The sequence below is a fragment of the Phenylobacterium sp. genome (assembly GCF_035475775.1).
In the GTDB taxonomy this organism is placed as follows: domain Bacteria; phylum Pseudomonadota; class Alphaproteobacteria; order Caulobacterales; family Caulobacteraceae; genus Phenylobacterium.
Genome location: NZ_DATIMC010000035.1, coordinates 40,347 through 55,067, shown reverse-complemented (window position 1 = coordinate 55,067; position 14,721 = coordinate 40,347). Strand labels below are relative to the sequence as shown.

The window sequence follows — 14,721 nt, the reverse complement described above, 5'->3', positions numbered from 1 at the left end:
ACCGCGATCCTGCAATTTCCCGCCGCCAAGTCTCAGGCGGCGGATTCGCGCGCCAGGCGAGCTCCTATCTCTTCGGCGCGGCCGCCGCGGCGGCGGACGGCGGCGGCTGCAGGCCCGGCGGGATCGGCTTCTCCTGCGGCAGCGGCTTGGCCTGCGGGATCGGCGGGAAGGTGACGTAGCGGTCGACGATGCCGATCGGCTCTTCCCAGGGCACCCAGCCCCAGGTGATGCGAAGCCGGCGGTAGTTGGAGCGCGGGTCGTAGCGCGGCACGGAGGGGATCAGGTCCTTGGCCTCCAGCCGGCCCATGGCGGCGAGCAGGGTGGCGGCGGCGACGTACTCGTCGTGACGGGCGGCGACCAGGCTCAGCTGGGCGTTCCTGAGCTCCACGTCGGCGTTCAGCACGTCGATGGTGGTGCGCAGCCCGACCGACAGCTCCTCGCGGGTGCCTTCGGCGGCGATCTCCGCGGCGCGCACCTGCTCGGTGTCGGAGGCGATGTTGGCGCGCGCGGCGATCAGCTGGTTCCAGGTCTGCGAGATCGCCTGCAGCACGCCGCGGCGCTGGGTTTCGATCGAGATCCGGTCGGCGTTGTTGCGCTCGATCGCCTGGCGGATCTGCGAGGAGGTCAGGCCGCCCGTGAACAGCGGCACGGTGAGCACGGCGTTCACCTGCTCGTCGCGCTGGTAGAGGTTCTGGCGGAACGGATCGAGCGGCCCGTTGGAGAACCGCAACGTGCCCTGCACCGACAGGTTCGGCAGCCGGTTGGCGCGCGCCGCGGCGACCCGCGCGCGGCTGCCCTGTTCGGCGAACTCCTGGGCGCGGAGCTGCGGGCTGTACTGCTCGGCGACCATGAAGGCCTGGTCGGGATCCGAGGGCAGCAGGTAGGCGAGCGACGGCTCCGGCGCGAGGTCGCCGGGATTCTGGCCGACCACGGAGGCGTAGTTGGCGCGGCTGATCGCGAGCTGGGCCTGGGCGGTCTGCAGCAGCGCCTTGGCGGCGGCGAGACGCGCCTCCGACTCGGCCACGTCGGTGCGGGTGATCTCGCCCACGTCGAAGCGGGCGCGGGATTCGTCGAGCTGCTTCTGCAGGACGACGAGGTCCTCCTGGCGGATCTTCAGCCCCTCCTCGTCCCGGAGCACGTCCATGTAGCCCTGGATCACCGAGACGAGCACCTGCGACTCGACGCGGCGCACGTTCTCCCGGCCCTGCAGGATGTCGGCCTGGGCGGCGGAGACGTTGGCCGCGGTGCGGCCGCCGGTCCAGATCGGCTGGGTGAAGGTGAGCGCCAGGCTGCCGGCGTTGCTCTCGGCGCTCTGGGTGAGGAAGTTCTGCGCCGCGTGCGGGATGGCGAGCTTGTCGTAGGTGCCGACCGCCTGGAGCTGCAGCGTCGGCCGCCAGCCGGTGCGCGCCTGGACGTACTCCTCGTCGATCGCGCGCTGGGTGGCGCGCTGCGCCTGCAGGGTCGGGTTGGTCTCGTAGGCCAGGGCCACGGCGTCGGAGAGCGTTTCGCCGCTTGCGGGCGCGGCGGCCGCGGCCGCGATCCCGCCGGTGAAGAGCGCGGCCAAGAGGCGTCCGCGGAGCGTCTTCGACATTCGTGATCCCCGATGAGACGAGAGTGTGACTTACGCCCTAATAGGCCTCGCCGGGCCGACGCGGCCAGTGGGCTTTGCCTTAAGCTTTGTTCACGCTTGGATTTCCGCGTTGCTCCGGATCAGATCAGAACGCAAAGCCATGCTGAACCTCCATCCCGGCGAGGACCGGAGGCGTGGAATCGAACAACTCCCGCCGACCCACGCCGTCCTGGGCCCGCAGGTAGAGGGAGGCCTTGCCGACCGGCCCATCGCGCTCGACGACGCCCAGCCGCCCGCCCTCGGCGATCGCGGCCTGCCAGGCCTGCGGCGCGCGGCCGACCGCGCCTTCGCAGACGATGACGTCGAACGCGCCGCTCGGGGGCAGATGGGGGTCCTCGATCCGGACGACGTCAAGGCCGATGCGCTCCAGGACCGCTGCGGCATAAGGCGCGGCGACGGCCAGCGCGCGCTCGCCCGCCATTGGGCGCAGGGCCTGCAGCAGCTTGGCCACGTCGCGCGGCTTCAGGAGCCAGCGACCCGGCGCATACTCGACCTCGATATCGGCGTAGGCGAGGTAGGTCTTGGCGGGGGGCACGAAGGTTTCGCGCGGCAGCGCGCGCATGGCGTCCTGGATGCGCAGATCGGTGACGTCGGCGGTGCGAACCTGGCTCTCCACCATGTTCTCCCGGGCGGCGGCGAGATCGGCCATGAGGCTCCCCCAGTCACGCGCCGAGGCGACGCGCCGCGGCTTATAGGGCGGGGCGCCCGGTCAAGGCAATCGAGCGGGCCCGCCGCAGGGCGCGAGACACGTTGCCGAACCGCGGGGCTTCTGTTAGCCATCCCGCCCGCTTCCGGATGGCCTGATGGCGGAGTGGTTACGCAGCGGACTGCAAATCCGTGCACGCCGGTTCGATTCCGGCTCAGGCCTCCAATGCCCATTTTTCCGGCATTCACAGACAAGCAGCACAGTGTTTAAACGCGCTGTGTTTTCAGGATCTTGCGTTAGCCGTCGGGTTGCAGACATTCATTGACATGCGCTGACGCCCAAGGCTTGGTTGGCCGAAATCGGCCTTGAGCCCTCGATCGGCGCTGCCGTGGTGGAACTGGCCATAGATGTAGGCAACCGCATCGCCGGGATGGACGAAGGCGAGCGGGAGCTGTGGCGGCGCGAGCAGCAAGCTCTGTTTATCAAGTGCGCCCGTTCCGAGGAACACGCGTCCGAGCTTCTGGATTATGCGAAGGCGGTCCTCGAACGTGGCGATCCCGGCTATCGAGAGCTGCTGGCCAAGTGCGGAGCGCTGGACGACGCCATGATCCTCCTGAACCTGGGACTACATGGCGAACGGCTAGCGGCACGCAACGCCGGTCAATAACAATACGTCAAGGGAATGAGCGTATCGGGGGCGCTTAGATAAGGTTCGCCCCCATGCGATGCATTCTCATTATCTTGGCTCTCTCGTTGCTGAGCCACCCGGCTTCCGCTGTTGAGCTGACCCTGCATTGTGAAGGGACTCACAACTACGCCACCACTAATTCTCACACGGTCTGGTCTGCTAGCCCTCATAGCTTTAGCTCAAATGTCGTAGACGACTACGGGGAAGCCTCTGAGGCGGACCAACTGACAGTCAAAATTTACGGTTCAGACGTGAGCGTTCAGCTTCCGGACTCAATGATCCCTGTTCTGCATATGGGTGACTCTGATGGGCGATGGAGCCTCTATGATGTACACATAAACGATAATCTGATCTCCGGTCGCTTCCGCGTAAACCCGTTGAACAAACCAACGCTAGTCATCGACCGGACCACGGGACACATCCAAATCCAAGGATTCGCCTCTGGTTTCCAGGGGACTTGCTCGCCGTACACGCCGGGAGAGGCGAAGTTTTGATTCACTGGGGGAATAATTGTGGGAACAGCCCGCTTCGCCCCCGTTTCACCGAGGGAAATTCGGAGTCGGCTCAGGCCTCCAGGATCCTGCGGCTTGCTCGGCGCCCTCCTCGACCGCAAGGCCGGCAGGTCTCGGCGTCGCCGGTCTGAACGACAGCGGAGTCCTGTTCGCCTGACCCGGAAGCTCAGGCGGCCAGTTCGAAGCCGCCCACCCGGCTGGCGCCGGCTTCGATGAGCCGGGCGGCAGGCGCGGCGAGCGAGTCGTCGGCGGCGACCTCGGCGTTCTGGCGGATGCGTTCGGGGTCGGTGCTGGCGATCAGGACCAGGCCGTTGGGGTTGTCGAGCAGCGCCGCCTTCAGCATCAGCCGCGAGAGCACCCGCGGGTCGCCCACGTCGAGGCCGATGCTGTCGGACAGGCGCTGGGCGGCTTCGGGGTGAGCGATCAAATGGCGGACCAGCCCGCGGAAATCTTGGGTGAGCACCCAGTAGTGGATTTCGAAGGCGTCCCGGAACCGCGGGCCGTTGGTCAGGGCGTCGTGGTTGAACTGCGCGACGCCGAAGAACTCGCGGTGCCCGGTGTAGGCCTCGGAAAGCAGCAGGACGTGACCGCCGACCCCGAAGGCGCCGATGTGGCCGGCGGCGGCTTCCGTCTCCAGGAACTCCAGCAGCCCGGCCCGCCCGAGGTCGGCCGCGTCGGGTTCGTGCATCAGGTAGAGATCGAGCTTGTCCCGTCTGAGCAGGCCGAGGCTGCGGGTCAGCGACTCGCGCGCCTCCCCGGGACGGTAGCTGGCCTTCGCGGTTCTCGGCCCGCGCGGGGGCGCGCCGCTCGGGCTTGGCCGCCGCGCCCGCAACGCACGGACCGCCGGGCCCAGCACGGTCCGCGCTGCCCGAATGTGCAGCGGCCGCGCAGAGGGCGGCCTGAGGCCATACTTGGAGGTGACGGTGACGTCGTCGCGGCCTTCGAGGAAGGTCCCGACATAGCCCTCGGCGCGCCCGTCCAGATAGAAGGGGGCCACGTCGAAGTGCCGGATCCCCGCGTCGTAGGCCGCCTGAAGCACGCGGTGGGCCTGGACCTCCGTCGTCTTGGGCTGGAAGGCGCAGCCGAAGCCGAGCTGGGTCGTCATGCGGTCCGAACCGGGAAGCCTGACGGTCTTCATCATGCAGCCCTCTGCAGCGCCGCCTGCTTGCCGAGCCGCTCGGCAAGGCGCGCGGCCAGCGCGATGATCGTGTGCGTCGGGTTCGCGAAGCCCGAGGTCGGGAACACCGAGGAACTGCAAACGTAGGCGTTGTCGAGTCCGTGCAGCCGCAGATCGGTGTCCACCACCCCTTCGTTCGGATCGCTCGACATCCGCGTGCCGCCACAGTGGTGGAACATGTCGCCGCACCGGTCAGCGAAGCGATCGCTCATCAGGTCGCGGTGGGGGACGATCTCGACGCCGTGCGCCGCGAAAGCCTCGATGGCGAGCTTTGCGTAGGTGCGGATGGTGTGCAGCTCGAGGTCGGAGATGGTCCAGCTCAGCCTTGCGCGCCGCAGACCGAGCGCATCGCGCGCCTGCGACAGCTCGATGCGGCTCTCCGACAGCGGCGACTGCTCGCAGAATACCGAGAGCCGCGGCTGCGCCCACGGCAGGGTGAACTTCGGATCGGCCTTCGAACGGAGGTGATGCCAGATCGCGCCGGGCGCGAACGGCGCCATGCGGGCCAGCTCGCCCAGGGTGATCGTCGAGGCCGGACCCAGGAGCAGTTTGATGCCGGTGCGCATGGCGGGATAGACGCCATCCTCGAGTTCGATCATGCCGCTGACGTTCAAGGTGCGCAGCCTGCGCTGGGCGGCCGGAGCCAGCCTGACCTTCGTCAGATGCGACCCTCCCACGCGCCACGGGCCGAAAGGCCAGTTCGGCGCATGGAGGTCCGCCTTGCGAACCTCGCCCGCGAAGCACTGGATGTGATCCTGGAAATGACGTCCGACGAGGCCGCTGGCGTTCCAGGGACAGAACCTCTGGTTCAGCAGGAACCGGGAGGTCTCGATGCCGCCGAGGCAAAGCGCCAGGCGGTGGACAGGGACGATGGTCTCCTTGCCACGCAGCGTGCGGATGCGCAGCCCAACGATCCGCCTGCCGTTGTCGGATGCCAGCAGCTCGACCGCATTGGCGTGCAGCACAAGCAGGCAACGTGGATCGTCGAACAGGTCGGAGAACACCCGGACGAACTTCTTCTCCGGACAGTACCGCGACAGAGTTATGGAGAAATCCTCGCCCAGATCCGGCTTGCCCCCATGGGCGCGCCACACTTCCCTGTTCGGCGGCAAGGCGTCGGTCCGCTCGAGCGCTTCGGCGCGACGGTAGGCCTCCCTGAGCTCCGCCTTGGGGATCGGCCAGCCGCTGCCAGGAACCCACGGGCGCGGCTCAAAATCGAGGTCGTCGAGCTCCATCACCTGGCCAGACCAGGCCGAGGTGCTGCCGCCGAGCGTCCGGAAACGGCCGGAGTGGGCGCCGGCGTAGCGATGCCCGCGCAGCTCGGTCTTGTTCAGAGCCTGGGAGGTGCGTTCCCATCGGCTCCGGCCGCCGCCCTCCAGCAGCATCACGCGGCGGCCGCTCCTGAGCAGCTCGTGCGCCAGGGCGAGACCGGCGGCGCCCGCGCCCACCACGCAGACGTCGGCGTTCCAGCTATCGCCTAGCTCGTCGGTCTCAAAATCCAGGATCATCGCTTCGAGCGTCCTGGCCCGCCGCATAGGTCTGCGGAAGCGTCCTGGCGCAGCCGATAGGCCAGAATTCGATGCATCCCCGAGCCTCCGACGGCCGCAACGCCGCCGCCATGACACGATAATTCGCGGCGCAGCCATGGGTTCACTCGTTCAGGCCCCCGTCACCTCTCCGATCGCGCTCGTCCGGGTGCGGCGGGCCCAGCGCTCTGCTAAGCGGGGCGCATGAACGTGGATTCCCAGTTCATGGAGGCCAACGCGCTCCTGCGCCAAGGACGGTTCGGAGAAGCCGAGAAGCGCTATCGAGCGCTGACTCGGGTCCGGCCGATCTGGGCCTACGCCAATCTCGGCACGCTCTACATGCAGATCGGGCGCGACAAGGAGGCCGAGCTTGCCTTGCGCACCGCTCTGCGGCTCGACCCGAAGCTTGCGAGCCCGCGCTACACCCTGGCGCTGCAGCTCCTGAGGACCGGCCGCTACCTCGAGGCCTGGCCGTTCTGGGAGGCCCGGCGCGAGCTCCCCGAATTCAACATCCGCACGCCGAATGTGGCGTACCCCGAGTGGACCGGCCAAGACCTCGCCGGAAAGCATCTTGTCGTGGTCCTGGAGCAGGGGCAGGGCGATCAGATCCAGTACGCGCGGTTCCTGCCGCAACTGCGGCGGATGGGCGCGCGGGTCACCTTTGTCTGCCGCCCGAGCCTGGCGCCTCTCTTCGCGGGCATGGACGCCGAGATCCGGCCCGCCAGCGCGGGAATGCCCGCCGAGGCGGACTACTGGGTCCTGATCCTTTCGCTCGGCCTCCGTCTGGGCGTCACCCTGAAGAACCTTCCGGCGGGCGCTTACCTGCCCGGCCTGCGCTTGACGAGCGGCGGCGGGATCGGCGTGGCCGTGAAGGGCTCGCCGACCCACAAGAACGACCGTCATCGCTCCCTGCCGGACGACCTCGCCGAGCAGGTCTCAGGTTTCGGCCGAAACCTCGCGCCCGAAGCCACCGGCGCCCAAGACTTCCGGGACACCGCCGAGATCGTCGCCGGGCTCGACCTGGTGATCAGCGTCGACACCTCGGTCGCGCACCTCGCCGCAGCCATGGGCAAGCCGACCTGGGTGCTGATTCCCGCGATCGACACCGACTGGCGCTGGCTGCGCGGGCGATCGGACAGCCCATGGTATCCGACCGCGAGGCTCCTGCGGCAACCTGGCCCAGGGCGATGGGATCGCGTCGTGCGGCAGATCGAGTCCGAGCTGCAGGAATCGGGGCTCCGTCCCTAATGGCCGTGGCGATGGTGCAGGTCCGGGTAGTGCGGGTGCTTGTGGCGTAGCGGCGCGTGGCGGTGCCAGTGGCTGTGCGGCTCGCCCGGCGGGTCGTTGGGGCCGTGGGCGTGCTGGTGATGCTCGTCATGCACGTGCCGGTGCTCGTGGTTCAGGGCCTCGTGGCTGTGTTCGTGCTCGTGCCGCTCCGACAGGTGCAGATAGACGCCGGCGGCCATCAGGACCGCCGCCGCGCCGAGCTGGACGGTGAGCGGTTCGCGGAACAGGATCAGCGACAGCGCCGCGCCGATGAACGGGGCGGTGGAGAAGTAGGCGCCGGTGCGCGCCGTCCCGAGAGCGCGAAGCGCCAGCACGAACAGCACCAGGCTGACCCCGTAGCCGAAGAAGCCGACGACCCCGGCCGCAGCGATCCCCGGCGCCGCGGGAAGCTGCGCCCCGTTGGCGAGCGCCAGCGCGAGATTGACCGCACCGGCGACGACGCCCTTGATCGCGGCGATCTGCACCGGGTCGGCGGACGAGAGCTTGCGGGTCAGGTTGTTGTCGAGGCCCCAGGCGAGGCACGCGCCGAGGATCGCCAGCGCGCCGAGGCCCACGCCCGAGGGCCCGCCCTGCCACGACAGCAGCACGGCCCCCGCCAGGATCGCGAAGGCGCCGGCGAGCAGCCGCCGGTCCACGTTCTCCCGGAACACCACCCACGCGATGCCCATCGTCGCGAGGCCTTCCACGTTGAGCAGCAGGGCGGCGGACGAGGCCGGCGTGCGGGCCAGGCCCAGCATCAGCAGCAACGGCCCCGCGACGCCGCCGGAGAGCACCACCGGGATCAGCCAGGGAATGTCGGTGCGCCGCAGCGGCGCTTCGGATTCGGCGTGGCTTCGCAAGCGGCGGCCGAGCCGCACCAGGCTCAGCCCGAGGCCCGAGCCGAGATACAGCAGGCCCGCCAGCAGCCACGGATCGACCCCGTGTCCCAGGAGAAGCTTGGCGAGCGGCGTGCTGGCTCCGAACAGCGCGGCGGACGCCAGGGCCATCAGCGCGCCGGGCGCGAACGTCACGACTTTCAAGCTAGGCTCCTCCGCCAGCGGCCCATCTCGCGAACTGCGGCCTGCGTGACCTAGTTCGGCTGGTACACGAGCACCGCCGCAGAATCCCGGCCTCGCGCCCTCGCCGCCACATAGAGCCGATCCAACTTCGGTGAGAAGAGCCCGGTCCTCGCGCCCGCCCGCGTCGCGACGCGGCTTGCGCGGCTATAGCCCGCGGCGCTCCGCTCGAACACGTCCACCGCACCGGCTCCGCAGACCACATAGAGGCGCGCCCGCCGCTGATCGAGGAACGCATCGTCGGCGTCGCCACACGTGTCCGCCTGCTGTTCGACCTTGCCGGAAGCGGCGTCGAACAGGACGAGCCTCGCCGGCAGGCGATAGACGACAGCCACCCGCCCGCCTTGGCTGTCGAGGGCGAGCGGGAAATTGAAGCGCTGCCCCGGATTGGGCCATCGCGCCAGCTCGCGCCCGCTGTCGAGATCCACGACGGCGATCCCGCCGGCGTCCGGCAGGTTGATGAACGCCCGCCCGCCTTCGGCCTCGAAGCCCTCGGGGTGAGCCGGCAGGGGGATGGATCGGACGAGGGCTCGCCTCGCGGGGTCGATCACCGCCAGGGCATGGCCGTAGCCGACCAGCACCCGGCCGCCGCTCGGATCGACGCGCACGTCATCGGCGTCATTCCCGAGCCGCAGCGAGCCCAGCAGCCTGAGGTCCGCGGCCCGGTAGAACCGAAGCATCCCGTCGCCGCCGGTGGCGACGGCCAGCTCGTCGCTCGCCGGCACATAGCCCAACCCTTGCGGCTCCTTCAGGCCGCCGATCCGCCCGAGCGACCGGCCGCTCGCCAGATCGACCGCCTCGACGCCGCCCTCGCCGAGTTCCGCCACGAACAGCCGCCCGCGCGCCGGATCGAGCGCCAGGTGATCGATCCGGCCGGAGACGCCGGCAAGCGCGATGCTCCGCTCCAGGACGAGCCTGGGGGGGCCGGACGCCGAGCGCGCGTCGCACGCCCACAGCGCCAGCACCGTGGCGGCGCTGACCAGCGCCCGCAGGCCGAAGTGCGCCACCTTCAGCGGCCCGCCACCTTCACGCGGTCCAGCGCCGCCCTGAGTGCGCGCGCCAGCTTGGCCGCATCGGCGTTGGCCCAGAAGTGCATGAAGAACAGCCGCGGCTCGTCGTTCAGCATGTGGTTGTGGATCGCGGTCACTTCGATGCCGCCCGCCCGCAGCGCCTTGATGACCGGGTTCACTTCATCGGCGGTGAGCACGAAGTCGCCGGTGATGGCCGCCTTCCCCGCGCCCGTCGGCTGGAAGTTGATGCCGATCGCCGAGCCCATCGGCGGCGGGACCGGCATGCCGCCCGCTTTCGGCGTTTCGGCGCGCGGGATGCTGAACTGATAGACCCCGCCGTTCGCGGTCCCCTTGGCCCCGAGGGTCCTGTCGAGCATCGCCGTATCCAGCGCGAGCGGCGGGGCGGCGGCGGCCGGAGGGGGTGCGCCGAACGGGGTCCGGGTCTTGGCCAGCGCCGCGTGGATGGCCGCCGCGAGCTTCACCGCATCGCCGCGGCCGTCGATGTGCATGTACATGGTGGCCGGCGTGGAGCGCAGCAGGTGATTGTGCAGGGCGGTCACCTCGATGCCGTTCGCCTCCAGCACCGACATGACCGGATTCACCTCGGACTGGGTGAGCACGAGGTCGCCCATCACCATGGCCTGGCCGCCCATCTCCCGGAAGGCGACCCACGAGCCCAGCGCCAGGGCGGGCTTGATCGCCACTCCATCGAGCGTGACCTTGAGGTCCGAGCGCGGCAGCCCGACCCGATAGACGCCGCCCGCCTGCACCGAGCCGGTCTTGCCGAGCGCCTTGCCGACCGCGCCCCAGTCGGTCGCCGCATGGGCCGGAAACGACAGGGCCGCCGCAGCCGCCAGCCCCGTCAGGATCGCACGCATGTTCATCGTCCACTCTCCCTTCGCAGATCAATGCGCCGCCGGACTTGCGCCGGTCAGCAGGTAGTAGAGCACGCCGGCCGCCGAACAGCCGAGCAGCAGCGGGATCACCCCCACCTGGAAACGGAAGGCCGCGATGGCCGCCGCGAGGGTCAGGACCGCGCTCGCCACGTTCAGCGTCGAGAGCTGCGGCAGCTCCAGCGACAGGCCGGAGGCGTGGATCACGACCATCTTGCGGAACAGCACGTGGAGGCCGAACCAGACGGCCAGATTGAGGATCACGCCGACCACCGCCGCGCCGATCGCCGCGAGCGCCGCATTCAGCGCCTTCGCCTGCCTCAGGCTTTCGACGTAAGGCGCGCCCAGGAAGATCCAGATGTAGCAGGGCATGAAGGTGACCCAGCTGGTCAGGGCGCCGCCGAGCACGCCGGCCAGCAGCGGGCTCATCGCGCCCGGATTGCGGAACGCGCCCATGAAGCCCACGAACTGGGTGACGATGATCAGCGGGCCGGGCGTGGTCTCGGCCATCCCGAGGCCGTCCAGCATCTCGCCCGGCCGCAGCCAGCCGTAGGTCTGCACCGCCTCCTGCGCGACATAGGCCAGCACCGCATAGGCCCCCCCGAACGTCACCACCGCCATCTTGGAGAAGAACAGGCCGATCTGGGTCAGGGCGCCGCCGCCGAACAAGAGCGCGCACGCCGCGACCGGGGCCAGCCACAGGACCAGCAGGACGGCGCTCAGCGACAGGGAGCGCCGCAGATTTCGCCGCGCGTGGATCGGCGTCTCCTCGCCGAGGAAGGTGTCCGCATCGGCGACGGCGGACTTCGAGGGCGCGCCATGGCCGCCCGCCGTCATGAAGGCTGCAAGTCGCATGCGCCCGCCGATGAAGCCGATCAGGCCGGCCGTGAGGATCACCAGCGGGAACGAGACCTTGAACGCGAACAGCGCCACGAACGCCGCCGCGGCGAGCCCGATCATCGGCGCGCCCTTGAGCGATCGGCGCCCCACCCGGAGCACGGCCTGGATCACCACCACCAGCACCGCGGCCTTCAGCCCGAAGAACAGCGCCGCCACCGCGCCGACCTGCCCGAACAACGCATAGAGCACGCTCAGGCCCATGATCGCGAGGAAGCCCGGCAGCACGAACAGCGCCCCGGCCACGAGGCCGCCGGCCGTCCGGTGCATCAGCCAGCCGATGTAGATGGCGAGCTGTTGCGCCTCGGGGCCGGGCAGCAGCATGCAGTAATTGAGCGCGTGCAGGAACCGGCGCTCGCCGATCCACCGCTTCTCCTCCACCAGGATGCGGTGCATCACCGCGATCTGCCCCGCCGGGCCGCCGAAGCTGAGCGCCGCGACGCGCGCCCAGACGCGCGAGGCCTCCGCAAAGGAAACCGTTCGCCTTGGGAGGGCCAGATCGACCGCCGCCTTGTCCATGCGCGCTCCAGGGCCGGCGCTCGAGCGGGGCCATAGAGCGGGTTCTTGGACGGCGCGCCGTCTATGACCGGGCGACCCGCGAGGGCCCGGCGCATCGAACCTATCCACTTGGCGCGGCGGGCTCAACCGGCAACCGCGATCCGACCGACCCACGCAATGGGAACAAAGCTTCGCCGCGTGGGCTTGTTGCTCATCGATGTCCGATTGGGGGTGACGCCGGATGAGCGTGGCATTGGCCGCGAGGCCTGTGATGCGGGCCGCCGTGCTGGCGGGGCCGGGCCAGATGCGGCTGAGCGAGGTCGAGATCCCGCAGCCCGGACCGGGGCAGGTGCGGGTGCGGCTGGAAGGCTGCGGGGTGTGCGCCTCGAACCTGACGCCGTGGGCGGGGCCGGAGTGGATGCGCTACCCCACCGACCCCGGCGCGCTCGGCCATGAAGGCTGGGGGGTGATCGACGCGTTGGGCGAAGGCGTCGAGGGCCTGTCCGTCGGCGAGCGCGTGGCCGCCCTCTCGTACAACGCCTACGCCGACTACGACCTGGCCGAGGCCGAGGCGGTGGTGAAGCTGCCCGCGAGCCTGGCGGCCCAGCCGTTCCCGGGCGAGCCGCTGGGCTGCGCGATGAACATCTTCCGCCGGGCCGACATCCAGCCCGGCCAGACGGTGGCGATCGTCGGCGTGGGGTTCCTGGGCGCCGTGCTGACGCGGCTCGCGAGCCAGGCCGGGGCGCGGGTGATCGGGGTCTCGCGGCGGCCGTTCTCGCTGGACGTCGCCCGGCGGATGGGGGCGGCCGAGGTCGTGCCGATGGACGACCACTGGCGGGTCATCGAGGCGGTGAAGGCGCTCACCGGCGGCGCCTTCTGCGAGCGGGTGATCGAGGCGGTGGGCAAGCAATGGCCGCTGGACCTGGCCGCCGAGCTCGCCGCCGAGCGCGGCAAGCTGATCGTCGCCGGCTACCACCAGGACGGCCCGCGGCAGGTCAACATGCAGCTCTGGAACTGGCGGGGCCTGGATGTGATCAACGCCCACGAGCGCGATCCGGCGATCTGCCTGGCGGGCATCCGCGAGGCGGTGGAGGCGGTGGCCTCGGGGCGGCTCGATCCCTCCGGCCTCTACACCCACGTCTATCCGCTGGCGCGGCTGGCGGACGCGCTCGACGCCACGCGCGACCGGCCGGACGGGTTCCTCAAGGCTCTGGTGACGCCGTCATGAGCGAGGCGGCGGCGAGGACGCGCCGGCCCGCCCCGGCGCTGCGGCGGCCGCGGCTGGGCTTCCTGGGCGTGGGCTGGATCGGGCGGCAGCGCATGGAGGCGATGCTGGCGACCGGGGCGGTCGAGGCGGCGGCGATCGCCGACCCCTCTGCGGACGCCGCGGCCGGGGCTGCGCGGCTCGCGCCCGCGGCGGCGATCGGACGGGATCTCGAGGACCTGCTCGCAGCCGACCTCGACGGCCTGGTCATCGCGACCCCCAGCGCGCTGCACGCCGAGCAGGCGATTTGCGCCCTGGAGCGGGGCCTGGCGGTGTTCTGCCAGAAGCCGCTCGGCCGCAGCGAGGCGGAGGCCGCCGCGGTGGTGGCGGCGGCCCGCAGGGCCGACCGGCTGCTCTGCGTCGACCTCTCCTACCGCTTCACCGAGGGCATGGAGCGCATCCGCGAGCTGATCGCGGCGGGCGCGCTCGGCCGGATCTTCGCGGCCGATCTGGTGTTCCACAACGCCTATGGGCCCGACAAGCCGTGGTTCTACGACCCCGCGCTCTCCGGCGGCGGCTGCGTCATGGACCTCGGCGTGCACCTGGTCGACCTGGCGCTGTGGACCCTGGGATTCCCGGCGGTCGAGGCCGTGCAGGCGAGCCTGTTCGCGGGCGGCGCGCCGCTCCCGGCGCGGGCGGGCGCGGTGGAGGACTATGCGGCCGCGAGCCTCACGCTCGCCACCGGGGCGGCGGTCCGGCTGGCGTGCTCGTGGCGGCTGCAGGCCGGCTGCGACGCGGCGATCTCGGCGGCGTTCTACGGGACCGAGGGCGGGGCGGCGCTGCAAAACGTGGCGGGCTCGTTCTACGATTTCACCGCCGAGCGCTACCGCGGCGCCGGGCGCGAGACGCTGGCGAGCCCGCCGGACGCCTGGGGCGGGCGGGCCGGCGCCGACTGGGCCAGGCGCCTCGCCGCCGGCCAGCGGTTCGACCCCGAGGCCGAGCGGCTGGTCGAGGTCGCCCGCACGCTCGACCGGATCTACGGCCGATGAAGGCGCTGATCCTCAACGGCACGCTCAAGCCCTCGCCGGAGGTCTCCAACACCGAGGCGCTGGCCCGGGTGCTGATCGCCGAACTGGAGCGCGAGGGCGTCGCGTGCGAGCTGATCCGCCTGGTCGACCTGGACATCAAGCCGGGCGTCAAGTCGGACCAGGGCGCGGGCGACGCCTGGCCGGCGATCCGCGCCAAGATCACGGCCTGCGACATCCTGGTGATGGCCACGCCCACCTGGCTCGGCCAGATGTCCAGCGTCGCCAAGCGGGCGATCGAGCGGATGGACGCATTCTTCAGCGAGATGGACGACCAGGGCCGCACGCCCGCCATGGGCAAGGTGGCGGGCATCGTGATCACCGGCAACGAGGATGGCGCGCACCACATCGTGGGCACGCTGGCCCAGGCGCTGATCGACGTGGGTTTCACCGTGCCGGGCCAGGCCTGGACCTACTGGCACCTGGGCCCCGGCGCCGGGCCCGACTACACCGAGACCCCACAGGCGCACGACTATTCGGACCGGGTGGCGCGCAACGCCGCGCGCAATCTCGCCTGGGCGGCCCGTGCGCTCGCCGGAAGCCCGCCGCCGAGGCAGGAGAGCTGAGCAGGCGCGGTCACCTCCCGTTAACCGCATTGTGATGATGGTTCCGG

Annotated in this window: 13 protein-coding genes and 1 tRNA gene; 6 read left to right on the top strand and 8 right to left on the bottom strand. The window is 70.4% G+C overall.

From position 1 onward, the window contains the following. Positions 1–64: 64 nt before the first annotated feature. Positions 65–1,591 (bottom strand): TolC family outer membrane protein, encoded by a 1,527-nt coding sequence (locus tag VLI41_RS04445; RefSeq protein ID WP_325266846.1) that lies wholly within the window; start codon positions 1,589–1,591, stop codon positions 65–67. A 124-nt stretch (positions 1,592–1,715) separates the two neighbouring features. Then, positions 1,716–2,279, bottom strand: a complete 564-nt coding sequence (locus VLI41_RS04440; RefSeq protein ID WP_325266845.1) for a protein-L-isoaspartate O-methyltransferase — start codon at positions 2,277–2,279, stop codon at positions 1,716–1,718. Between the two features lie 148 nt (positions 2,280–2,427). Here VLI41_RS04440 and VLI41_RS04435 point away from each other — a divergent pair. Then, positions 2,428–2,501, top strand: a tRNA-Cys gene (locus tag VLI41_RS04435). 124 nt (positions 2,502–2,625) lie between these two features. Then, positions 2,626–2,943 carry a hypothetical protein gene (locus VLI41_RS04430; protein ID WP_325266844.1) on the top strand — a complete coding sequence of 106 codons (318 nt, stop codon included), beginning with the start codon at positions 2,626–2,628 and terminating at the stop codon, positions 2,941–2,943. Between the two features lie 699 nt (positions 2,944–3,642). Here the strand turns inward: VLI41_RS04430 and VLI41_RS04425 are convergent. Both VLI41_RS04425 and VLI41_RS04420 read right to left on the bottom strand, forming a co-directional pair. Then, entirely contained in the window at positions 3,643–4,617 is a 975-nt protein-coding gene (locus tag VLI41_RS04425) for an aldo/keto reductase (protein ID WP_325266843.1), read from the bottom strand. Then, a complete protein-coding gene (locus VLI41_RS04420; RefSeq protein ID WP_325266842.1) occupies positions 4,614–6,299 on the bottom strand; it encodes an FAD-dependent oxidoreductase in 1,686 nt (561 codons plus the stop codon). The genes VLI41_RS04425 and VLI41_RS04420 overlap by 4 nt, the downstream gene beginning before the upstream one ends. A gap of 84 nt (positions 6,300–6,383) precedes the next feature. Between VLI41_RS04420 and VLI41_RS04415 the strand changes: the two genes are divergently transcribed. After that, positions 6,384–7,427 carry a tetratricopeptide repeat-containing glycosyltransferase family protein gene (locus VLI41_RS04415; protein ID WP_325266841.1) on the top strand — a complete coding sequence of 348 codons (1,044 nt, stop codon included), beginning with the start codon at positions 6,384–6,386 and terminating at the stop codon, positions 7,425–7,427. Here the strand turns inward: VLI41_RS04415 and VLI41_RS04410 are convergent. From VLI41_RS04410 to chrA, 4 genes are read right to left on the bottom strand one after another with little or no spacing between them, the layout of a single operon-like run. Then, positions 7,424–8,476, bottom strand: coding sequence for a DMT family transporter (locus VLI41_RS04410; protein ID WP_325266880.1), 1,053 nt, complete (start codon positions 8,474–8,476; stop codon positions 7,424–7,426). The genes VLI41_RS04415 and VLI41_RS04410 overlap by 4 nt on opposite strands. A 59-nt stretch (positions 8,477–8,535) precedes the next feature. After that, positions 8,536–9,528, bottom strand: a complete 993-nt coding sequence (locus tag VLI41_RS04405) for a hypothetical protein (protein WP_325266840.1) — start codon at positions 9,526–9,528, stop codon at positions 8,536–8,538. Between the two features lie 2 nt (positions 9,529–9,530). Continuing rightward, positions 9,531–10,415, bottom strand: coding sequence for a DUF1259 domain-containing protein (locus VLI41_RS04400; protein ID WP_325266839.1), 885 nt, complete (start codon positions 10,413–10,415; stop codon positions 9,531–9,533). A gap of 21 nt (positions 10,416–10,436) precedes the next feature. Continuing rightward, positions 10,437–11,840 (bottom strand): chromate efflux transporter, encoded by a 1,404-nt coding sequence (gene chrA, locus VLI41_RS04395; protein ID WP_325266838.1) that lies wholly within the window; start codon positions 11,838–11,840, stop codon positions 10,437–10,439. Positions 11,841–12,090: 250 nt separating this feature from the next. Here chrA and VLI41_RS04390 point away from each other — a divergent pair, with 250 nt between their 5' ends. The 3 genes from VLI41_RS04390 to VLI41_RS04380 are packed head-to-tail and all read left to right on the top strand — an operon-like array spanning position 12,091 to position 14,674. Next, the gene (locus VLI41_RS04390; RefSeq protein ID WP_325266837.1) at positions 12,091–13,047 is read left to right on the top strand and encodes an MDR/zinc-dependent alcohol dehydrogenase-like family protein; all 957 of its coding nucleotides are present in this window, start codon (positions 12,091–12,093) and stop codon (positions 13,045–13,047) included. Then, a complete protein-coding gene (locus VLI41_RS04385; protein ID WP_325266836.1) occupies positions 13,044–14,072 on the top strand; it encodes a Gfo/Idh/MocA family oxidoreductase in 1,029 nt (342 codons plus the stop codon). Before VLI41_RS04390 ends, VLI41_RS04385 begins: the two co-directional genes overlap by 4 nt. Beyond that, positions 14,069–14,674 (top strand): NAD(P)H-dependent oxidoreductase, encoded by a 606-nt coding sequence (locus VLI41_RS04380; protein ID WP_325266835.1) that lies wholly within the window; start codon positions 14,069–14,071, stop codon positions 14,672–14,674. Before VLI41_RS04385 ends, VLI41_RS04380 begins: the two co-directional genes overlap by 4 nt. Positions 14,675–14,721: the final 47 nt, after the last annotated feature.